A 22,022-nucleotide genomic window follows, 5' to 3' on the forward strand; every position below is an offset into this window, starting at 1 on the left:
TACGTAAATCCAACACCATCTAAGTATCTAGGTATAAATCTGTTGGCAAATTTGAGAGAATTGCGGTGATGGATACTTAGTAAAAAATTACAGTTATTAGTCTACGTATTTATTGTTTTCTCTTCAGAATTTATACAAACTGAAAAACAGTAATGTAAAAATACTTAAATGAATTCCGAAATATTGTGAATACTGCGTAATATTTTATACTTAATAACTAGTGACAAAAATGGCGATATGTGTGTAAGGACTGATGTGCGAAATTTAAAATGCGATCACAGCAGCGCCTAGATACACTACAACCAGAATGGGACAGCCGCATTGAAAAGGTAAAGCAGATGCGGGAAGATTTAGCGATTGAGGCTGGAACAGCAATTAAGTTTCAATTAGAAAAGGAACTACTCAATGAAGAGACAAAACTGGCTCATCTAGGCGATGAACTGGATCGACTTGAGTCAGAATTGCTGTGATCAACACTGGAATCTTTAGATACAGTGAATCAGTGACGATTTATACGATTTCCAGTTTTTAGAATAGTTATACTCATTTCTAGGTTCTACCTGGGAATTACGAAGTGGCTTTGCCACTTCTTTTTATTTAAATGGTAGCCTAAAAAATAATTAAAAACAAAATACAGACTAGGGACTAGGGGCTAGGGAGACAAGGAGGACAAGGAAGACAAGGAGGACAAGGGAGACAAGGAAGACAACTGACTAATGACTAATCACTAATCACTAATGACTAATGACTCAGTCATTCAGCACATCTCGCCATTTATCTCTATTATCCCTGGTTTCTGGATCACGGAGCGATCGCCCTTCTTGCCAAGTTCCCCAACACAGGGCTGTCTGTCTTTCCAGATGATTGATAAACTGCATAATAGCCTGATCTGTCTTAATAGGTGTTCTTAAATCAAACTGAATTTTCTCGAAAATCTTCGCGTCAACTTTGAGAAAATCCTGACTCAAAATTTTACCTACCCACAACACAATCCAATTGTATAAGTGACCAAAAATTCCCCGACGTTTTTTAATCATCAATAGGGTATATCCTTCAGTCTTTCCTCCTGCAATCAGGCGGAGGGTAAGCATGATGTGCAAATGGAGAAAATTAGGGATAAATGTTACCATGCTAGTACTGCCATACCAATAACAAATACTATAATTAAGAGCATTTTTATAGAAAGGACGAATAAGCCTGCGTAAAAAATTACCTTCTCTCACTCGTGTACTGTTGCTGAAGGTAATCGCATTTTGATTCAGTTCTTCTTTTTCAAAAAGATTTTCTAATGGTAATCTTTTAACTGTATTCAAATATTGGGTATCTATGGCATTAATTATCACTACATTGGGATGACAGTTAGTGAGAAGTTGAGAAACAATAGCGACATCACAGTCCTGTTGTTCTAACTCTGGAATAAATGGCAACGGTTGTAATGAAACTTCTCCAGTCCAAACCCAAATCATCCCATATTTTTCTGCCGTAGGCCAAGCTTTTAATTTTAGAGGAAGGGGTTCATCTAAACAGGGAATATCAACGCAAAACCCTTCATTATCAAATTTCCATTGATGGAAAGAACAGCGCAGTCCATTACCTTCAACTTTACCTTCAGCTAAATGAGCGCCCATGTGGGGACAGTAGGCATCAAAAGTAACAGCTTTTTTATCTTTACCTCGATAAATGACTAAGTCTCTACCTAATAAAGTGATAGGTTTTACTTCACCGACGCGGAGATCAGTAGAAGGAATTGCCCAATACCAACCTTCGATAAAACGTTCTGGGTTATTGAAAGTTTTAGATTTACGATTTGAGCTAACATTCTGTGAGTTAAAATTCATTTTTAGGAGTTCACTGACAGCGAAGGGCTTGATTATATAGTTCCTATTTAGCAGTCCTAAAAATGTAATGATAGTTACTCTTGATATTTAGTCAGACAATCAATTCTTTAATTCTATTTGCTGGCTCACTATTTTTTACATTTTGGATACTCTAGGTAAAGATTTCAGCAGGATGAAATGTTTAGCATGAGCCGATTTGGGAAATATTTGAAGAGAATTTGAGAAAATCCTGTGTCGCTTTTTTCTGAGAAATTTCGGTAAGGAAATATCAAATATAAATTACAGCACATTTCATCTAAATGAGGTACACAAGGGCAAGATGCCCACACCACAAGTTGAACCACACTCTTAGGGCACAGCAGTGCTGTGCCCCTACGGCAAATGTGGTCTATTTACCTGAAAATAGCTGTTATTATAAATAACTAATCGGATAACTGCATTCGCTTTAATATTCGACGTGCAGCATTAAAAAGTAAGAACCCTAGGATAATTAGCATGATGATTGCAAACCAAACACCAGTCCATCCAGTACCGCGCACGTAAGCATCGCGAGTTATTTCAATATAATAACGGGCGGGAATAATGGCGGAAACTAGGGAGAGAGGGAAAGGAATATTACTGAGGGGGTAAATAAATCCAGATAGCAGTAAAGCTGTCAAGAAACCAACTAATGCTACAGCTTGAACAGCAGAATTTTGGTTATTTACACGCACACCAATTAATAAACCAAACATCACGCTATCTATGATAAATATGAGTGTACCTAGTAATAATGGTGTTGGCTCTACTGCCAAGCTTAATCGCCAAATGATTGCACTCATTACCGTAATTAATAAAGCTTCGCTAATTCCAATTAAGAGGTAAGCCAAGCCTTTTCCTAATAGCAATTCTTCGGCAGTGAGGCTAGAGGCGTAAACTTGTAATATTGTCCCTTTATCTTTTTCTCGCACCATTGCGACTGCTGTTAATAATGAGGGATAAATCCAGAGAATAACTGCATAAAGACCAGGGACGATGTATAATGATTCTTTTCTGCCTGGGTTAAACCAGAGGCGGATATGAGCAACAATTTTATTAAATGAGGATTGTAGACCTGAATCTCTTAAGAAAAATATTGTGGTTGCTTGAATACTATTTTTGATAATTCGTGCATTATTAACATCAGTTCCATCTACTAAAACTTGGACATCAGTACTTAAATCTGATTTAATGCGCCGACTGAAATCAGGGGGAATAATGACAGCAGCTTTTGCTAGTCCTTTATCGATAGCCTCTTGAGGATTGGAGATTTCAGCTTGGGATTTATTGGTGGAATTGAAAAGGGGAAATTTAAAATGATGAATTGGTTCAAATTGATTAGTAGCAAATAAGCGCTCAATATAGGCACGACTCAGGGGACTATTATCAAAATCTTGAATAAATAAAGGAATATTTTTCGATTCTAGGCGAATCACAAAACCAAAAATAATTAAGGTCATTATTGGTAAGAGAAAAGCCAGCGCTAAGGAAAGGCGATCGCGCCTAAATTGTGCTAACTCTTTACGACATTGGGATAAAATTCTTTTCATTTGTCATTTGTCATTTGTCAGTGGTCAGTTGTCATTTGTCCCCCCTGTCCTTCCTCCGTGCGTTGGACTATACCAATGAATGCATCTTCGAGGGAGAAGGGGATGGGACGTAGGGAGTGCAGATTTATCTGATTTGTTTGTAAAATTGAGCGAATATGGGGGATATCTGCGTTGGGATGGTCGAGGACTAGGTGTAGGCGATCACCAAAAATTGATACTCGCCACGCAGCTAACTGGGTTTTCAGTAAATTAGACGCATCTTGAGTTTTATCTGTCACTATTTCTATCAACTGTCCGGGTTGAGCGGCTTTAATTTCACTGGGCGAACCTTGAACTACCATTTCCCCTGCTACCATAAACCCCATACGGTTACATTGTTCCGCTTCTTCTAAATAATGGGTTGTCACTAGCACTGCTGTTCCCGATCTGGCAAACTCATTAATTAATCGCCAAAATTGACGGCGTGCTAAAGGATCTACTCCTGATGTCGGTTCATCGAGAAATAATATCTCTGGTTCGTGCATTACGGAAGCACCAAAGGCTACTCTTTGTTTCCAGCCTCCGGGAAGTTGTCCGGTGAGCATATTTTCTCTACCAATTAAGCCACAAGTCGCTAATACCCAGTCAATTTTGCTGCGCCGTAATTGTCTCGCCACACCGTAAACGCCACAGTAAAATTCTAAATTCTGGATAATAGTTAAATCATCGTAGAGTGTGAATTTTTGACTCATGTAACCAATGCGTTTTCGCAAAGCGCTGCTACGCAGATTTTGAGTTTGTCCCGCTAAGGTGATTTTTCCTGATGTTGGTTCTAGTAATCCGCAAAGAATTTTAATTGTAGTTGTCTTACCTGCACCATTGGCTCCGAGTAACCCATAAATTTCCCCATAGTGAATTTCTAAATCTACACCTTTAACTGCTGAGAAATCACCAAACACCTTTCTTAATTTATTTGCACCAATAGCGACCTCTCCCCCAACCCCTCCCCTATGAGGGGAGGGGAGATCATTTCCCCCTTCCCTACTAGGGAAGGGGGTTAGGGGGTTAGGTTGCTGCTGTCGAGAACGGGGAAAAGAAATAAATTCTGGGTCATTTCCCGATGCACGTAGGCGGGTAACAAATACGTTTTCTAGAGTTGCATCGGCTGTTTGGATATTATTAAGTTGTAGTTGCTGTTGGGCAAAAATTTTCTTAACTGTGGCGGTAGCTACTACAGCATCTTTTACCAATACATCTAATCTATCGCCAAAAGTTTGCACATCGACAATTGATGATTGTGTATTATTTGTTGCATCTTGTAAGACTCGCTCGGCTGCTTCAATACTATTGGTGCGAACTTCTAGACGTTGTAAACCTAAACTTTCGCGTAACTGGGAAAGAGTACCAATTTGGTGAATTTCTCCTGCGTACATTAAAGCAATGCGATCGCATCTTTCGGCTTCATCTAAATAAGGTGTCGCCACAACTACTGTTACTCCCTCAGCTGCGATCGCCGCTAGGACATCCCAAAATTCCCGTCGCGATACCGGATCAACACCTGTCGTCGGTTCATCCAACAACAAAATTTCCGGTTGGGAAATCAACGCACAGCACAAAGCCAACTTCTGCTTCATTCCACCGGAGAGACGACCAGCCAAGCGATCGCCAAATTTTTCCAAGCTCATCAATCGCAAGTATTTATGGCGACGCTGAACAAAAGTATTCTCAGTAACTTCACGTAACCCCGCACTATAGCGGAGATTTTCATCAATGCTCAGGTCAAGATAAAGAGAAAATTGCTGTGTCAAGTAACCAATAGATAAACGCGCATCACGGGGAGGTTTACCTAAAATCTGGATATTCCCCCCTGACGCTTCCATCACCCCCCCTAAAATGTGGAATGTCGTAGTTTTTCCCGCACCATCAGGGCCGATTAAGCCAAAAATTTCTCCCTGCTTCACGGTAAAATCAATTCCCTTCACGGCAACTAATTTACCGTAACGTTTATGTAAAGCCTCCACTTGAATTACGGTATTTGTCATTTGTCAGTTGTCATTTGTCATTTGTCAATGGTCAATGGTCAATGGTCATTTGTAGGGGCGGGGTTTCCCCCATTGGTGTCAACTTAAGTTAAAAGGCTTATCCCACAAGCGTTTTACCCCACCCCTCAATCCCCTCCCCGTTTACGGGGAGGGGAGGTTTTGCGTCAGCAAAGCCGGGGTGGGGTAACGCGGATCTTGATTTTAAGTGAGAGAATTTGCTCATCAAGTCTTGATAAGGGTTTCACGTTAAGTTGACACCAATGGGTTTCCCCGCCCATTACGACGATCCATGACATAAAATCATGGATTGAATCGGTATCAGCTGGAAATTTTAGTTTCAAAGCCGCAACTTCCAAGCAAAAAGCCGCAACTTCCAAGCAAAAAGCCGCAACTTCCAAGCAAAAAGCCGCAACTTCCAAGCTCAAAGCCGCAACTTCCAGGCTCAAAGGCTCAACTTCCAAGCTCAAAGCCGCAACTTCCAGGCTCAAAGGCTCAACCTCCAGCTTCAAAGGCTCAACTTCCAAGCTCAAAGCCGCAACTTCCAGGCTCAAAGGCTCAACCTCCAGCTTCAAAGGCTCAACTTCCAAGCTCAAATACTCAAACGACATCCTCACTTCATCACAACTTTTGTCCTCCCCTGCTCCCCTGCTCCCCAATCCCTACTTCCCCATCTCTGGTGTAATATTAATCTCGGCATCCGCTGGCATTCCCGGCTTGGCTAATCCGGCTGGGTTGTCGATGGTGATTTTCACACCAAAAACTTGTTTAACTCGGTCTTGTTGGAAATAAATATTCTCAGGTGTAAAAGATGCTTGGGTATCAATTGCAGCAATTTTGGCACTTAGGGGTTGTTGGGGTGCTGAATCTAAAAAGATCTTAGCTTCTTGACCGATGCGAACTTTACCAATATTACCTTGGGGGATAAAAGCACGTAGATAAACTTTACTCGGATCAATGACTGTGAGCAAAGTTTTGCCGGTGGTAACAACTGCACCAGGTTCGACACTGCGGCTGATAACTACCCCGTTAATGGGACTAGTTACATTGAGGTCGGCAATTTTCGCTTTCATTTCTTGCAAAGAGGCTTTAGCATTGGCGACATCAGCCTGTGCTGCGGCTAGTTTCAAGCGAGTTTGAGCTAATTGGGTGTTTAAACCTGAGAGTTGAGTGCTGCGGATGGCGGGATTTAATCCGACACTTTGAGCTTGTGTTAATTGTCCTTGAGCAGAATTGACTAATTTGCGAAAAGAATTTACTGCTGCTTGGCGTGAGTTGAGATTAGCTAATGCACTTTCCCAGTTTGTTTGAGCTTGGTCAAATTGTTGTTTAGCAACAGCCCCTTGATTTACCAATTTAGTGTAGCGATCGCGATTCATTTGCGCTAGTTTCAACTCAGATTTGGCTTGTTCCACCTGAGCGATCGCTTGATTTAGCTGAGCTTGGCTGGAAGCTACTGATGATTCAGCCTGAAAAATCCGACCTTGCGCATCTCCCATCGACTGTTTTAAGGTCAGTTGATTCTCGCGAATTTGGCTTTCTAAAAGATTAATTTGTAATCTTGCTTGTTCTTGTTGTTGTTGCATTCCATCGACACGAGCAGATGCGCCTTTAAGTTGAGCTTGAATCTCTGCGTCATCTAGCTGGACAATTACTTGTCCTTTGTGAACTTCATCGCCTTCGCGCACTGCTACAGAGGCGATGCGTCCTGCTACTTTAGCGCCAATATCAGTTTCATAACCTTCAATGCGACCGCTAACATGCAGTGTATTAACTGCGGAACGAGATGAGATCACATACGATGTGAAAATCCCAATACCTGTGAGTAATAAGCCTAATGGAATTAGTAAACGCGGCGAGAGTCTGCGTTTAGCTTGATCTGATGCTGTGGTATCAAAAGGTTCTTGGGGTGGGGAGAGTGGCTGAACCATATTTTTTCGGGGTTTGAAAGTAAATCAAACTGAAAATTATAATTGTGCTTGCCCAGGAGATTAAGCCTGAGTACATAGGTTATAGTATGTCGGCTATGCCTTACACAACCCGGATATCTCAGGCATAGCAATATTTAAATGATCGCAGAAGTTTTGAGGGCTTGTTGAATTCTGGCTAGGAACTTATACGCCAGATTAGGTGATGCGATCGCTAACACTCAATCTTAAGAAACTTAGGTACAAGACAAACCTCAAGCCTAAAAAGGGGAGCATCCCATTTTTGCCGTGAATATAGCGCTTCTGGTTTGGATGCAATACAAAACTATAACAGTCCTAAATCATTTGTGAAAAATTAGATCCCGGACTTCTTTGAGAAGTCCGGGATCTGAGCATCTCGATTTTCACAAATCAAATAGGAATGCTATATATCCTAGCGTGTAGGGGCACGGCACTGCCCATTGGTGTCAACTTAAGTTAAAAGGCTTATCCCACAAGCGTTTTACCCCACCCCTCAATCCCCTCCCCGTTTACGGGGAGGGGAGGTTTTGCGTCAGCAAAGCCGGGGTGGGGTAACGCGGATCTTGATTTTAAGTGAGAGAATTTGCTTATCAAGTCTTGGCAAGGGTTTCGCGTTAAGTTGACACGTAAGGGCACTGCCGTGCCCTTACGTGTGTATTGGACTCAAGCGCCAAAACTCCAATCTGTTCTTTCAGTGTCCAGGGTTGTAAAGCTCGCAGAGATACATGGAACACAGAAAGAATAGCCTGATTAACATACAAGTTTGGTAGTGAGGTTGGTGGGAATTACAAACCTTGTGCCGATTGCTGCATCAAAGCCAGATATTGTGGTGCTTTGTAGCTGCAAAACAATACCAAATTGCCGATGTCAATTTAAAAATCTGCCTTTGGATATAAGCTAGATTTTTTATTCTATGCGTTGTGTTAGTAAATTCTACAGAAATATATCCGTAGACTTATTGTCTTACACAGAAACTCAAAGCATACCGACTAAGTAAACAAAATTTTAGATAAGACATCTTACTTTAGTAGTAAAGTAATACCTTATAATCAGAGTAAAAACGTTACAAGAAAAATTAAAATATTAGATTCCAAAAAGTAGGAAAAGTGGGAAAGGTGGGAAAGGTGGGAGCTTTTATATAAACCGTTGACAAGCTTTTTAATAATTTGTTATTTATTATTACAGCCAAGGCGAAAACACCTATACACTTTCTGGAGGCAATTATGGCTAACAATAATGATTTGACAAACATCAAAAACCAAGAAATTATTGTTGAGGAAATTAACGAGGAAGAATTAGACGGAGTAGTAGGAGGAGGACTTACCGATATAACCGGCCCAGCACTTGGGACAGTCTTCGGTGTGACCGCAATTGTTGAAGGAGTTTTGGGATACGCTTTGCCGGCACTAGGAGCGCTTTTAGGACCAAAACAATAATCAATCTGCCAAATCCGACGAAGTCAAGTTTAAAAAATGCGATTTCTAAGATATGAGGTTATTTGAGCGAAGCAATATCATAAACTCAAGGTAATTCTTGAGATGTAAATAAAAACAGGGAAACAGCTACTATAAAACTATTAGCCTGCAAAGGTTATTGTTTTGATAAAAGTTTGTTAACCGAAGATAGTACTACAAATTAATCTTCGTTGTCGCTCAAATAATACTTAGTGTTACCCTAATTAAACACTCCTCATTATCTATCTGCTATTGTAACCAGAAGTCGGAATATTCCGACTTCTGAAATTTCTCATGACACTCCTGTGTTCATAACCTATTTATGCCGGAAGTCTCAAATTGGAATTGAGATTGAGAATTTGAGATTTTAGTGCTTCAGTGCCGTAATAAAGATGCATGATGCTGCCAACTTCAACAGTCATCTGCTAAGCATGTAGCTAAGATTTTTACAGAGCTTATTAATAGTTCACTTTGAGCGAAATGCAAAGCATAGTAGCCTATGTTATTTCGTTAAAAATCGTAGTCTTAAACTTATGTATCGAGAAACATGAGTAAGACCAATCGGAAACTTTAAAAAATTGAAAACTGAAAATAGCTGAAAGTTGGGTAAGTAGAAAAGGCAGAATCTTTTGGATTAACTTTTGAAAAGCTATTAAAGAAACTATTACTGGTGAAGACATCGCAAATGCAAACCGTTTGGATAATTTTTGAGGAAAATTATGGCTAAGGTAAATCAAGTGAGTTTCAAATCCATCCGTAATCAAAAAGTTACTGTCGAGGAACTGATAGATGGTGAATTAAAGGGAATAGTGGGAGGAGTTGTTTCTTCCTATACTTCAGAGGTAAATACGACTTCAACTGATGGAACTAACTCTAGCATTGTAGACTCTACTCAAGAAATTGTGGATTTGAAAAATAAGACAAGAACACGCAAAATTCAAAAAACAACGATTTTAAATGGAGTAGCGCAAAGCATAGCATCAGTGGAGACTTCACCTATTTAGCATTCACAGCAATTCAACTTAAATTTATAGTTTGTGTATTCAAGTGAAAGTAGGTATCCCCGACTTATAAAGAAGTTGGGGATTTTTTTATGAAAAATTTAGTATGTTTTACGTCGCCTCTACCCTATGTTCTGTAATACTTGTAGTCACTTTTTCAAAATTTCATTTTTAGGTATCCCGTCTACTTTAAACATCGATTTTTAACGTCTCAAGAGTTTATAAAACTATTGCAAAATTCCCAAAATTACTACTTTTAGTAGATTGAAATAACGCCAACGTTTTATAATCCTTAAAAACCTAGACTTTAAAAATACAATATATTAACTTCATCATTACTTCATATTTTTTTGTTTAAAAGAATGTATTATTTAAATATAGTGAAATTCAAACAAAGCAATCAAAACAAACGTCGTTAAACTCATTGCATAAATATTGTTTAACGGCAGGGTTAATAACAAATATCGTTAGATATTTAAGAATCTAATAATTTTTGTTATTGGCAATTAGTTTGGTTAAGCAAAAGAAAAACTTCACTATTCCAAAGCCATTTTGTACAAGGAAGGAAATTTTATGTCATTTGTAACACTTGAACAAGAAACACTCGTAGTTATGAGCGAATTAGCTGATGAAGAAATCAGTGAAATTGTTGGCGGTGGATACGATTTTACATCTATTTTCAAGCCCAAGACTAGCGTTGAAAATGGAGTCAAAGCTCAAAACGCAAACGTAACCACTCAAGTTGGTAACGCATTTGCAAATGGTGGCGGAGATGCTGTTGTTAAGCAAGATTCATATAGCGAAATTAACAACAGCAAAAACTGGGTGAAAATTTTCGGTGGTTACGGTCACTAAATTATCTCTCTAGTACGCTCTGCCTTAATTTATAGCTTCAACAAAGGAAGGAAATTTTATGTCAGTTGTAACACTTGAACAAGAAACACTCGTAGTTATGAGCGAGTTGGCTGATGAAGAAATCAGTGAAATTGTCGGCGGCGGATACGAATTTACATCTTTCAAGCCCAAGACTAGCGTTGACACTGGAGTCAAAGCTCAAAACGCAAACGTAACCACTCAAGTTGGTAACGCATTTGCAAATGGTGGCGGAAATGCTGTTGTTAAGCAAAACTCATATAGCGAAATTAATAACAGCAAAAACTGGGTGAAAATTTTCGGTTAGAGTCACTCAATAATCTCTCTAGTACGCTCTGTCTTAATTTATCGCTTGAACAAAGGAAGGAAACTTTATGTCAGTTGTAACACTTGAACAAGAAACACTCGTAGTTATGAGCGAGTTGGCTGATGAAGAAATCAGTGAAATTGTCGGCGGCGGATACGCATTTACATCTTTCAAGCCCAAGACTAGCGTTGACACTGGAGTCAAAGCTCAAAACGCAAACGTAACCACTCAAGTTGGTAACGCATTTGCAAATGGTGGCGGAAATGCTATTGTTTCTCAAAACTCATATAGTGAAATTAATAACAGCAAAAACAATGTGAAGATTTGGGGCCCTTACGGTTACTAGGTTTTCTCTCTAGTACGCTCTGCTTAATTGATCGCTTGAACAAAGGAAGGAAACTTTATGTCAGTTGTAACACTTGAACAAGAAACACTCGTAGTTATGAGCGAGTTAGCTGATGAAGAAATCAGTGAAATTGTCGGCGGAAGCTACGGATACTACGAAAGTCCAGATGTCAGTAGCAAGACTAAGGTTGGTGTTAAAGTCAAAGGTACCAACGTAATCGTAACCACTCAAATTGGTAACGCAGTTGCAATTGGTGGTGGAGATGCTGTTGTTAAGCAAAACTCAGACAGCACAATTAATAACAGCAAAAACAAGGTAATAACTTTCGGTGGTTACAGTTACTAGGTTTTCTCTCTAGTACGCTCTGCCTTGAATTATCACCTCAACAAAAGTCACTTTAACGGTTTGTATTACCAAAAATTTCTTCATCATGATTTGTATCATTACTACAAATCAAAACAGCACAAAGCAAATAAGTATGCAATTTACACAATATTTCGTTAAGACGCTTATAAAGCAGTAATCCTTCGCCAATTGCTGCGAACAACTGACAAAGGACTACAAACAACCCTTACGAATAAGTGTACAGACATCTTATTACATAGTGGTCTGACTATTTTTGGTATCACAACTTACGACAACGTTATAAGAACATTGGCGGGTGTAAGCCGGATAATGTGGCAGGTCAAAGGTAAGCGACCAACCATTATCATCCCTTAGTTCTTACCTACCCGTCAATGTTTTTGTATCAAGATTACAGAATCTTTACCTTAACGGCAGTTACTGTAATTTTTGGTTAAGTGACTGAAAAAGTTTCACTAGAACAGACTCATTTTGATGACGGAAGGATTTGTTATGTCTAACATCACTCTTGAACAAGAAGAGGTTGCAGTTCTCACAGAGTTGGATGATGAAAAAACAGTCGCCCTCGTAGGCGGAAGTTCTTGGGAACCACCAAAACTTCCTGACCTACCAGAACTACCTGAGCTACCAGACTTTCTCCGCTCAAAAGGCCAGAGTCTTGTTTCGCTCAAACTAAATGTTCTTGGCCTGATTAATTTGAAGATTAAGCTGTAGTAAATTGCACATTGTTCAGACTATCATTAATTCAGTGTTGAGATATCAGTTAACCTGACATCTAAACAAAGAAAAAATGATAGAAAGCAACGCTTACGGCTAAGTAGACTTTTCACAAGTTCTGTCAGGTCTATTTTAGACTAGAGTGTAAAGGTGTAGGCGGGATTGATTATTTAATTTTAGAGGACTGTTTGAAAAGTCTTGCTATCGTTAGCAAAACGTGGTATACACCCCTAAATCCTTGTCAAAAAGGGGAGTTTGAGTCCAGTTTACCCCCTTGAAAAGGGGAACTTGAGTGGATCTAAACGTGCTTAAAAACACAACAAACCACTAAAAAAACAAACTCTTAAGTAAAAGTCTTTTCTCTAAACCTTTACACCCTTTTTTTAAAGGCTGTGAACAGTTGGTTATATTTCTCCTGAGTTATCAGTAAAGGCTTCTTTGCTGAAAATTCAATTCATGTCTAAAACAATAAAAATTAAAAAATATTTAATTTCTAATTTTCCAAATTCTCAGAAAATGTTATGATATTTTAACTACTATTTTCGGGTATTAATACTATCAAATAAGCAAACAATTGTCTTGCTTATTTTCTATTTAGGCTGCAAATCCCAGTGTTTGCAGCAATATTGTAGTGAGTCAAAAGTGTATTTTGTTTTCATTCCCATAGAGATTGGGACGGTGTTCGGTGGTTAAGGAAAAAAGCGACCTGTTCCGCAAAGAAGCTTTAGAGCGTGCTTCTTCGCCTGAAGAATTAGATCAAATTATGCAGGTAGTCAGCCCAAAAAAGTGGCTACCTCTAGTTGCTGTTGGTTCGTTAGTAGCAACGGGGCTGACTTGGAGTTTTTTAGGTCGAATCCCAATTACGGTGACGGGTACTGGAATAATAGTCAATCCGAGTACAGTTACCTCATTCCAGTCACCGATCGCGGGCAGATTACGAACAATCAACGTCCGGGTTGGCACTTATGTAAATAGAGGAGATGTGCTGGCGACCCTAGACCAAAACGAACAGATGAAACAGCTAGAACTAGTACGCTCTAAATTAGAGCAACTACAAGCAGAAGATCGCGCTGCTGGCTTAGTGCAACTACAGCGCCAAAACGCAGACAAAAAAGCCATTCAAGAGCAACGCCAATCATTAGAGCAAAATATCCGGGCGGTACAGAAGCTCACCCCGATTTTAAAAGAAAAAGGGCTGGACTCAATTCAACGCGATCGCGCCAGCCAAATCCAAAGCTTACAAGCACTGCGGGAGCTTTTACCCACTTTTAAGCAGAGATGGGATAAGCGCCAAGAGCTATTAAAAGAAGGAGCAATTTCTGGCGATACAGTCTTACAGTCACAGCAAGACTACTTAAATGCTGTCAGACAAATTAATGAAGCCGAATCCCAACTCAAGCAACTTGATGTCAAGGAAGCAGATGCACAACGACAATACATAGAGAACTTGAACTCAATTAAAGATTTGCAAGCTCAGTTAAAACAACTAGATAGTAAAGAAGCGACGGCGGCGCAACAAGATTTAGAAACTGTAACCAACCGCAAAAAAGAAATTCAGGAAGTCCAGCGCAACATTGTGCAATTAGGACTGCAACTATCGAACAACCGCTTCATCAAGAGCAGTTTCTCCGGGCGGATTTTAGAAATTTCCGCAACTCCAGGACAAGTTGTTTTACAAGGTACACCCATAGGAACGATCGCCGCACAACAGCGATCGGCTCAACCTGTGAGCTTGGCATTTTTTCCCGTTGGCGAAGGTAAGCAAATTCAACCAGGGATGAAGTTACAAGTTACACCGAGTACAGTGCAACGCGAACGCTTTGGTGGCATCATGGGGACTGTCACAGAAGTCTCAGCTTTTCCCGTGACTAAAGAAGGTGCATTAAGTGTAGTCGGCAATTCCCAATTCGTAGAAGCTTTGATGTCACAAGGGCCACAGATGCTAATTACCGCGCGACTGCAACCAGACTCTTCCACCTTCAGCAAGTACAAATGGTCTTCTTCCCAAGGGCCACAGATGAAAGTCACTTCTGGAACTACCACCTCAGTACAAGTCACTGTGGAAGAACGCGCCCCGATTACTTTTGTCTTGCCGATTCTCAGATCCTGGAGTGGCATTTCGTGACGAGGATGAGGAGGAAGAGAGCAGGGGAAGCAGAGGAAGCACAGGAGGAAAAATTACCGATTACCGATTACCAATTACCAACTGACATTCATTCAACGCGATGCTTAAGTTGGGCTACGCCTACACGCCTACCAACAATAACTTATATATCAATAAAATTCAGCCAAAGTCCAAGTTTTAAAAATATTTTTATGTTCTGGCGAAATCTGCAAAATATATTCAGGCGAGCGCCGAAAAACAAGCGGTGTCGCACTCCGACTCTGCTACAAATGGAGGTAGTAGAATGTGGTGCTGCTGCTTTAGGAATTATTCTCGGTTATTACAATCGCATTGTCCCACTGACGGAACTGAGACAAGCTTGCGGTGTTTCCCGGGATGGTGTTAGTGCCTTAAATATCTTGAAAGCTGCCAGAAAATATAAACTCAGCGCTAAAAGCTTTAAAACCAACTTAGCTGGCTTGTTGCAGTTAAAATCTCCCTACATTGTATTTTGGAACTTTAACCATTTTTTAGTAGTAGAAGGATTCCACAAACAGCGAGTTTATCTCAATGACCCGGCTACGGGAAGGCGCAGCGTCTCTTTAGAAGAATTCAGCGGTGCTTACACTGGTGTGGTACTATTTCTAGAACCGACTCCAGAATTTCAACGCGGCGGACGCAAGCCCAGCACAATCTTAGGTTTGTGGACACGGCTGCGGGGTTCTCTGGGCGCATTAATTTACTGCGTGCTGGCAGGATTTTTGTTAGTAATTCCGGGACTGGCAATACCTGCATTTTCCCAAGTATTTGTAGACAACATCTTAATTGAGCGTCGTTATGAGTGGTTGCGTCCGCTAATTTTAGGCATGATCTTCACCGCCGGACTCAGCGGATTTTTGACGCTGCTACAGTTGCAGTTTTTGCGTCAAATGAAAATTAAATTGTCCGTAGGCATGAAGAGTCGGTATCTGTGGCACATTTTACGCCTACCCGTTAGTTTTTACGATCAGCGGTATGCAGGAGAAATCAGTAGCCGCATGGAACTTAACGACAGCATCGCTGGTATGCTTTCCGGTGAGTTAGCGACTACAGTAATTGCCGCAGCATCAGTATTTCTCTATGTAATAGTGATGTTGCAATATGATGTTGTACTAACTGTAATAGCGATCGCCTTCGTCATTATCAACCTTACCGCCTTGCAGTGGGTGAGAGGGCGGCGCGTAGATGCCAATATTAAACTTATTCAAGAAGAAGGAAAAGTTCGCGGCGTAGAAATTTCTGGTCTTCAAAGTATGGAGACAATCAAAGCCTCTGGGTTAGAGTCAGATTTCTTCTCCCGTTGGGGGGGACACTATGCCAAAGCCATCAACACCCAGCAAGAATTAGAAGAAACAAACCAGACAATCAGTGTTTTACCAACTTTTCTGTCAGCGATCGCTTCCATGCTGCTTTTAGCTGTAGGTGGTCTGCGAGTCATGGATGGTGCCTTGAGCATCGGCATGTTAATAGCCTTTCTCGGCATGATGCAAAGATTTTTCGCTCCAGTAAGTAATCTTATCAGCCTAGGAAGCCAACTCCAAGAGATGGAAGGTAATCTAAACCGCCTTGATGATGTGTTGCGTAACCCCATCGATCCGCAGTTAGAACAGGGTAGCGCTTCGACTTCGCTCAGCGATCGCAGGGGAGCGCTTCTCTGCGAGACGCTCCGCGAACGACTTCGCTCAGCGCCAGCAGACGAAGAAAATACTTATTTATCTCTCTTGTCTCCCTCATCCCTTTCATCTCCCTCATCTCCCTACCCTTTACCCAAACTCCAGGGTTATGTTGAATTACACAATGTAACATTTGGTTATAGTCAAATTGCCCCGCCGTTGATTGAAAATTTTAGTCTTTCGCTCAAACCAGGGCAGCGAGTGGCTTTGGTGGGTGGGAGTGGTTCAGGTAAGTCTACCATTGCCAAACTTTTATGTGGGCTGTACGAACCGTGGCAGGGAGAAATTCTCTTCGACGGCGAACCAAGACAGCAAATTTCTCGCCAGGTACTAGCCAATTCTATTTCTGTTGTCGAGCAAGAGATTTTGTTATTTGCTGGTAGTGTCAAAGATAACTTAACGCTTTGGGATACTACCATACCTGACAGTCAACTCGTCCGAGCTTGTCAAGACGCAGCGCTTCACGATGTCATCCTTTCACTGCCTGGAGGCTATCATGCTGACCTTTTAGAAGGTGCTACCAATTTGAGTGGTGGTCAGCGACAGCGGCTAGAAATTGCCCGTGCTTTGGTAAATAATCCCAGTATCCTGATTATGGATGAAGCCACCAGCGCCCTAGATGCCGAAACAGAAAAGAACGTCACTCGTAATCTGCGGTTACGCGGTTGCACTTGCATCATTGTGGCGCATCGCCTCTCAACCATCCGAGATTGTGATGAAATTATTGTCCTCGATCGCGGTAAGATAGTCCAACGGGGAAGCCATAAACAATTGCGGCAAGTTGAAGGGCCGTATTTACAATTAATTCGCAGTGAGGAAGCAGGGGAGGAGGCAGAAGGCAGCACTTCGACTACGCTCAGTGACCAGGAAGCAGGGGAGGTAGCCGAAGAAATTACTCCCTTGTCCCCCTTGTCTTCCTTGTCCCCCTTGTCCCCGGTTGGTGAGCGACTTGCCCTGAGCGCAGTCGAAGGGAGTCGAACCACATCCCCCTCATCCCTCTTGTCCTTCTCAAATCTCAAAGGACAACACTATCGTTTTCAATGCAATGATTCGCTATTGCTAGACGATCCGGAGTCAATTTGGCTAGTGAAATCTGGTTACTTGGCACTATTTGCGATCGCAGTTAATGATGGCATTCCCGAAGGCACTCGCCGCTATTTATTTAGTAGCACCGCCGGACAGGCAATATTTGCGATCGCACCCAGTAACATAGGCAAGCAGCAAGAGATTTTAGCAGTATCACTGGAAGATACGGAAATTCTCAAAGTATCGAAAGCAGACTTTTACCAGTTGTTTGCTGAAGCTCATCAAGAAGTAGTAACTCTGATAGAACGCTGGATTTCGCAATTAGGTTCGGTACTTGCAGGTATTACTACGCCCACAACACCAACATCGCTGCCAGAAATCGGCCATTTCTCCTTAGTCAAAAACCAAATTTTCCAGCCGCATAAAATATGCTGGGTGCGAATTCTCGAAGGACATGCTAGATGGATGGGATTTGACGATCTGCTGTTAAATTCTGCCTGTGGAATGATGCCTTTAGGTGCAAACATGTGGTTACAAGCAGATAACACTGTAGAGTTGAACAGTGTTAACACCGCAGACATTGAAGAGATCAATTCCTTGCTGAGTGGTTTGTCCCAACTACAAACCTACTTCCTCAACTGCGTTAATCTGCTGCAACGGCAGGAAATGGATGCAGAATTACTAAGATTTCAAGCCAGGGAACGTCTTGAGAGCCAAGTGATGCAAGAGACGTTAACAGAATTAGCATCTGTATTGCCACAGCCAAAGTCAGACGGGCTAAATAATCTAGGATTAAGTAGTAATCTTGATGCAACTGACCCAAACCAAGCCTTACTAATTGCGGCTGGTGCTGTGGGAAGAGCATTAGGAATTAAGATTAGTCCCCCAGGTGCCTCAGAAGATTTATCACGAGTACAAGATCCTGTGGAAGCGATCGCTCGTGCTTCGCGTATCCGCGTGCGCCGAATTCAGTTGCGGGACAACTGGTGGCAAAAGGATTGCGGTGCAATGTTGGCATTCATCCTTGCGGATAAAATGCCAGTGGCATTATTACCAGTTTCTGATACTCATTACAAACTCTACGTTCCTGGGGAACCAACGCCTATTTCTGTCGATGCCCGCATAGCAGCGGCTCTAGCTAAGACTGCCTACGTATTCTATCGACCTTTACCCGATAAAAAGCTGAAAACTTTTGATTTACTTCAGTTTGCTCTCCAAGGACATCACAAAGAACTAATTGTAGTTTTAGTAATGGGAATGATCACCAGCTTGTTAGGAATGCTAACACCTCAAGCTACAGCTATCCTCATCGACAAAGCTATCCCAGATGCTAATCGAGGCTTGTTGAGTCAAATTGCTGTTGCTTTGGTAGCTGCTGCCTTTGGCGGAATGCTGTTTCAACTAGCCCTTGGGTTTGCCACCATTAGGTTGGAAACTTTTGCCGATTCCTCTACCCAAGCCGCCGTATGGGATCGATTGTTAAACTTGAAGGCTTCCTTTTTTCGCTCTTTCTCAATTGGTGACTTGGATTCTCGAGTCACGGCTATTACTCAAATTCGCCAGCGACTGGGTAACACAGTCTTAAAAACAATTTTCTCAAGTTTGTTCTCCTTGCTGAATCTGGGATTGTTATTTTACTACAATGTTTACTTAGCTTTAATAGCTTGTGTCGTGGCACTGGTGAATATTGCCGTCACTATCATCTCTGGTACTCTGATTGTCCGTAAAGTTCGCCCATTACTAGAGTTACAAGGACAAATCTTTGGCGTGATGGTGCAGTTAATTAATGGAGTTACCAAACTCCGAGTCGCCAAAGCTGAAACCCGCGCCTTTGGCTACTGGGGTAAACAGTATACCCATCAACTGAAATTAATGCTAAGTACCCAAGGCATTGAAGACAGTGTTGCGGTAATCAATCAAGTATTACCTGCGATCACAACTGCCGCTATCTTCTGGTTTGCTACTAGCTTAATTGTCCAGTCCCAAACTCCTGGAGGTGGTGGTTTATCTACTGGTACTTTCTTAGCATTCAACGTTGCTTTTGGCACATTTATTAACGGAGCCACTAGCTTAAGCAGCACAGTTGTGGAAATTTTACAAGTCTTACCCTTGTGGCAACGGGCGCAACCAATTTTGCAAGCTGAACCGGAAATTAGTTCCGCTCAAGCAGATCCGGGTAGGCTAATGGGCAAATTACTTATAGACCGTGTAACTTTCCGCTATCGTGATGATGGCCCCTTGATACTGGATAATGTCAACATTCGTGCTGAACCGGGAGAATTTATTGCCATTGTTGGGCCTTCTGGTAGCGGTAAATCAACTTTATTGAGGTTACTATTGGGGTTTGAATTCCCGAAATCTGGCACGATTTATTACGATGGACAAGACTTAGCTTCTGTGGATGTCCATGCTGTACGCCGTCAATTGGGTGTGGTACTGCAAAATAGTCGGTTAATGTCAGCCTCGATTTTTGACAATATTGCCAGTGGTGCGTTGATTACGATGGACGAAGCTTGGGAAGCAGCGCAAATGGCAGGTTTTGCCGATGAAATTGCGGCCATGCCAATGCAGATGCATACAATCGTTAGTGAGGGAGGTAGTAATCTTTCTGGTGGACAACGACAACGGCTGTTGATTGCTAGGGCGTTGGTGTTGAAACCCCGGATTTTGCTATTTGATGAGGCGACTAGCGCTTTAGATAACAGAACCCAGGCAATTGTTAGTGAAAGTTTACAACAGTTAAAGGTAACAAGGATTGCGATCGCCCATCGCCTCAGTACTATTCAAAACGCTGACCGAATTTATGTACTTGCAAGTGGCAAAGTAGTACAGCAAGGTAGTTTCGTGGAACTAGCAAATCAATCAGGGCTATTTGCACAACTCATGATGCAACAGTTGCTTTAACTGGGTATTGGGAAGATAGTAGATAACGAAAACTTCTGCGATCGCTCCCAGTGTACACATGTATCAGATGATGGAGAACCGGAAAGAATGTCCTGAATCTGGACTTGCTTCTCTGCGAGACGCTACGCCAACGACTTCGCTCAGCAATCACCGCTCGACTTTTGCGCCGCCGAAGTGCTAGCACTGAGCGAAGTCGAAGTGCGCAGTTTGGAAAGTCATCAGAAATTTTAGTTAGCAATGATGTAGTGATTAATTGCTCTACAAAGATTTATTGGGGAACTCAACTCATGACAAGTTCAATTATCAATCCCGTTGAGCGCGCGGAAATTACGCAACAATTATCAGAAAACATTATTCTCACCACAGTAGATGACATGTACAACTGGGTGAAAATGTCCAGTCTGTATCCATTGATGTTTGGTACAGCCTGCTGCTTCATGGAATTCATGGCTGCTTATGCGTCTCGCTTCGACTTAGAACGATATGGGATGATTCCCAGGGCGACTCCGCGACAAGCAGATCTATTAATCACGGCCGGGACAATTACTATGAAGTATGCTCCTAACTTAGTGCGGCTTTATGAACAAATGCCAGAACCTAAATATGTGATTGCGATGGGAGCTTGTACGATTACAGGGGGAATGTTTAGTGTCGATTCTCCTAGCGCAGTGCGAGGTGTAGATAAATTAATTCCAGTTGATATTTATATACCAGGATGTCCGCCCAGACCGGAAGCTGTCATCGATGCAATTATCAAATTGCGCAAGAAAATTGGTAATGAAAGCATTCAAGAACGGCAGCAAAATCAACAAATTCACCGCTATTACAGTATTACTCACCGCATGAAGTCTGTAGAGCCTGTCAACGATGGACAATATCTCAGAAGTTCAACAAGAGAAGTTCCACCAGCAGAACTTGCTACCGCTCCAGGGTTAGAATTATTTTTAGTATTGCCAGAAACTCATAATTCTGAAGTTAACCCAGACTAAATGACTCATATTAGCCTTGCAAAGTCGGATGTAGAAATTGAGCGTTGTTTTGCAATCATGCAAGCGCTTCGTCCCCATCTCGTCGCTAGCGAGTTTGTCACTCGGATTAGAAGACAAGAGCAGCAAGGTTTTCAACTAGCTTATCTGGAAGATGAGGCGAGCATCAAGGCTGTAGCAGGATTTAGAATCGGTGAGTCCTTATCTAGCGGTAAGTTTCTGTATGTGGATGATTTAGTCACTCGAGAAAGCGATGGCTTCGCCAACGCATTCGCGAACGCTCTCAAGGTTATGGTACAAATCTCTTAAATTGGCTCTTAGACTATGCCAAAGCTCATGCTTGCCAACAGTTACACCTCGACTCCGGGGTTCAGCGTTTCGCGGCTCACCGTTTTTACTTCAAACAGCGTTTAGAAATCAGAGCTTATCATTTTGCAATCGACTTAATTGAGTAAGTTAGGGACTCGTTTCTTGTTGTCATTGCAATTAACGAGGCTACGATGAAGATTATTTGAGTTTGGAACGCAAAATTCCGAGTTAAAAACAGGAAACTTCGCGTTCGGAACACAAAATTCCGAGTTCAGAACACAAAACTCCAAGTTCAAAACAGAAAACTTCGAGTTCGGAACAGGAAATTCCGAGTTCGGAACAGGAAATTCCGAGTTCAGAACACAAAACTCCGAGTTCAAAACAGGAAATTTCGAGTTCAGAACACAAAACTCCGAGTTCGGAACACAAAACTCCGAATTCGGAACAGGAAACTTCAAGTTCAAAACCCGAAATTGCAAGTTTCAAGACGCTTTATACCGATTCAAAAAATGTTTGCGACAGATAACTCATTCGGAGGGCACAGCAC

18 protein-coding genes are annotated in these 22,022 nt (G+C 41.7%); 13 read left to right on the forward strand and 5 right to left on the reverse strand.

Annotated features, from left to right (window positions below):
• Positions 1-269 precede the first annotated feature (269 nt).
• The gene (locus AACU32_RS34095) at positions 270-470 is read left to right on the forward strand and encodes a hypothetical protein (protein WP_096606538.1); all 201 of its coding nucleotides are present in this window, start codon (positions 270-272) and stop codon (positions 468-470) included.
• Positions 471-749: 279 nt separating this feature from the next.
• Here AACU32_RS34095 and AACU32_RS34100 read toward each other — a convergent pair whose 3' ends face one another.
• From AACU32_RS34100 to AACU32_RS34120, 5 genes are all read right to left on the reverse strand, one after another.
• On the reverse strand, positions 750-1,838 hold the full coding sequence (locus AACU32_RS34100) for an aromatic ring-hydroxylating dioxygenase subunit alpha (protein ID WP_096606540.1): 1,089 nt from the start codon (positions 1,836-1,838) through the stop codon (positions 750-752).
• 422 nt (positions 1,839-2,260) lie between these two features.
• Entirely contained in the window at positions 2,261-3,406 is a 1,146-nt protein-coding gene (locus AACU32_RS34105; protein ID WP_096606542.1) for an ABC transporter permease, read from the reverse strand.
• Positions 3,407-3,423: 17 nt separating this feature from the next.
• Entirely contained in the window at positions 3,424-5,427 is a 2,004-nt protein-coding gene (locus tag AACU32_RS34110; protein WP_096606544.1) for an ATP-binding cassette domain-containing protein, read from the reverse strand.
• Positions 5,428-5,591: 164 nt separating this feature from the next.
• Entirely contained in the window at positions 5,592-6,035 is a 444-nt protein-coding gene (locus AACU32_RS34115; protein ID WP_339378515.1) for a hypothetical protein, read from the reverse strand.
• A 51-nt stretch (positions 6,036-6,086) separates the two neighbouring features.
• Positions 6,087-7,355, reverse strand: coding sequence for an HlyD family secretion protein (locus tag AACU32_RS34120; protein ID WP_096606546.1), 1,269 nt, complete (start codon positions 7,353-7,355; stop codon positions 6,087-6,089).
• A 1,241-nt stretch (positions 7,356-8,596) separates the two neighbouring features.
• Between AACU32_RS34120 and AACU32_RS34125 the strand changes: the two genes are divergently transcribed.
• The 12 genes from AACU32_RS34125 to AACU32_RS34180 all read left to right on the forward strand — a co-directional run bounded on the left by AACU32_RS34125 (position 8,597) and on the right by AACU32_RS34180 (position 21,621).
• Positions 8,597-8,809 (forward strand): hypothetical protein, encoded by a 213-nt coding sequence (locus tag AACU32_RS34125; RefSeq protein ID WP_339378516.1) that lies wholly within the window; start codon positions 8,597-8,599, stop codon positions 8,807-8,809.
• Between the two features lie 737 nt (positions 8,810-9,546).
• Positions 9,547-9,831, forward strand: coding sequence for a hypothetical protein (locus AACU32_RS34130; RefSeq protein ID WP_096606550.1), 285 nt, complete (start codon positions 9,547-9,549; stop codon positions 9,829-9,831).
• 570 nt (positions 9,832-10,401) lie between these two features.
• A complete protein-coding gene (locus AACU32_RS34135; RefSeq protein ID WP_096606552.1) occupies positions 10,402-10,683 on the forward strand; it encodes a hypothetical protein in 282 nt (93 codons plus the stop codon).
• Between the two features lie 58 nt (positions 10,684-10,741).
• A complete protein-coding gene (locus AACU32_RS34140; RefSeq protein ID WP_096606554.1) occupies positions 10,742-11,008 on the forward strand; it encodes a hypothetical protein in 267 nt (88 codons plus the stop codon).
• 67 nt (positions 11,009-11,075) lie between these two features.
• Complete coding sequence (locus tag AACU32_RS34145; RefSeq protein WP_096606556.1) at positions 11,076-11,354, forward strand: hypothetical protein; 279 nt, start codon at positions 11,076-11,078, stop codon at positions 11,352-11,354.
• Between the two features lie 57 nt (positions 11,355-11,411).
• The gene (locus AACU32_RS34150; protein ID WP_096606558.1) at positions 11,412-11,699 is read left to right on the forward strand and encodes a hypothetical protein; all 288 of its coding nucleotides are present in this window, start codon (positions 11,412-11,414) and stop codon (positions 11,697-11,699) included.
• Between the two features lie 510 nt (positions 11,700-12,209).
• Positions 12,210-12,431, forward strand: a complete 222-nt coding sequence (locus tag AACU32_RS34155) for a hypothetical protein (RefSeq protein WP_339378517.1) — start codon at positions 12,210-12,212, stop codon at positions 12,429-12,431.
• 688 nt (positions 12,432-13,119) lie between these two features.
• On the forward strand, positions 13,120-14,559 hold the full coding sequence (locus AACU32_RS34160; protein ID WP_096606562.1) for an NHLP bacteriocin system secretion protein: 1,440 nt from the start codon (positions 13,120-13,122) through the stop codon (positions 14,557-14,559).
• A gap of 191 nt (positions 14,560-14,750) precedes the next feature.
• Positions 14,751-20,180: an NHLP family bacteriocin export ABC transporter peptidase/permease/ATPase subunit gene (locus AACU32_RS34165; protein WP_096608303.1), complete on the forward strand. Its 5,430-nt coding sequence runs from the start codon at positions 14,751-14,753 to the stop codon at positions 20,178-20,180.
• A gap of 287 nt (positions 20,181-20,467) precedes the next feature.
• Entirely contained in the window at positions 20,468-21,169 is a 702-nt protein-coding gene (gene nuoB / locus AACU32_RS34170; RefSeq protein ID WP_096608304.1) for an NADH-quinone oxidoreductase subunit NuoB, read from the forward strand.
• Between the two features lie 57 nt (positions 21,170-21,226).
• Positions 21,227-21,475, forward strand: coding sequence for a hypothetical protein (locus tag AACU32_RS34175; protein WP_339378518.1), 249 nt, complete (start codon positions 21,227-21,229; stop codon positions 21,473-21,475).
• Positions 21,436-21,621, forward strand: coding sequence for a GNAT family N-acetyltransferase (locus tag AACU32_RS34180; RefSeq protein ID WP_339378726.1), 186 nt, complete (start codon positions 21,436-21,438; stop codon positions 21,619-21,621). Before AACU32_RS34175 ends, AACU32_RS34180 begins: the two co-directional genes overlap by 40 nt.
• Positions 21,622-22,022 lie beyond the last annotated feature (401 nt).

Origin of the sequence: Calothrix sp. NIES-2100, assembly GCF_963875285.1 — a bacterium.
In the GTDB taxonomy this organism is placed as follows: Bacteria; Cyanobacteriota; Cyanobacteriia; order Cyanobacteriales; family Nostocaceae; genus Aulosira.

Excerpts from the sequence above, each read along its gene's own strand:
- AACU32_RS34095 (WP_096606538.1), top strand. The coding sequence starts at position 270 with ATGCGATCACAGCAGCGCCTAGATACACTACAACCAGAATGGGACAGC.
- AACU32_RS34100 (WP_096606540.1), bottom strand. The coding sequence starts at position 1,838 with ATGAATTTTAACTCACAGAATGTTAGCTCAAATCGTAAATCTAAAACT.
- AACU32_RS34105 (WP_096606542.1), bottom strand. The coding sequence starts at position 3,406 with ATGAAAAGAATTTTATCCCAATGTCGTAAAGAGTTAGCACAATTTAGG.
- AACU32_RS34110 (WP_096606544.1), bottom strand. The coding sequence starts at position 5,427 with ATGACAAATACCGTAATTCAAGTGGAGGCTTTACATAAACGTTACGGT.
- AACU32_RS34115 (WP_339378515.1), bottom strand. The coding sequence starts at position 6,035 with ATGTCGTTTGAGTATTTGAGCTTGGAAGTTGAGCCTTTGAAGCTGGAG.
- AACU32_RS34120 (WP_096606546.1), bottom strand. The coding sequence starts at position 7,355 with ATGGTTCAGCCACTCTCCCCACCCCAAGAACCTTTTGATACCACAGCA.
- AACU32_RS34125 (WP_339378516.1), top strand. The coding sequence starts at position 8,597 with ATGGCTAACAATAATGATTTGACAAACATCAAAAACCAAGAAATTATT.
- AACU32_RS34130 (WP_096606550.1), top strand. The coding sequence starts at position 9,547 with ATGGCTAAGGTAAATCAAGTGAGTTTCAAATCCATCCGTAATCAAAAA.
- AACU32_RS34135 (WP_096606552.1), top strand. The coding sequence starts at position 10,402 with ATGTCATTTGTAACACTTGAACAAGAAACACTCGTAGTTATGAGCGAA.
- AACU32_RS34140 (WP_096606554.1), top strand. The coding sequence starts at position 10,742 with ATGTCAGTTGTAACACTTGAACAAGAAACACTCGTAGTTATGAGCGAG.
- AACU32_RS34145 (WP_096606556.1), top strand. The coding sequence starts at position 11,076 with ATGTCAGTTGTAACACTTGAACAAGAAACACTCGTAGTTATGAGCGAG.
- AACU32_RS34150 (WP_096606558.1), top strand. The coding sequence starts at position 11,412 with ATGTCAGTTGTAACACTTGAACAAGAAACACTCGTAGTTATGAGCGAG.
- AACU32_RS34155 (WP_339378517.1), top strand. The coding sequence starts at position 12,210 with ATGTCTAACATCACTCTTGAACAAGAAGAGGTTGCAGTTCTCACAGAG.
- AACU32_RS34165 (WP_096608303.1), top strand. The coding sequence starts at position 14,751 with ATGTTCTGGCGAAATCTGCAAAATATATTCAGGCGAGCGCCGAAAAAC.
- nuoB (WP_096608304.1), top strand. The coding sequence starts at position 20,468 with ATGACAAGTTCAATTATCAATCCCGTTGAGCGCGCGGAAATTACGCAA.
- AACU32_RS34175 (WP_339378518.1), top strand. The coding sequence starts at position 21,227 with ATGCAAGCGCTTCGTCCCCATCTCGTCGCTAGCGAGTTTGTCACTCGG.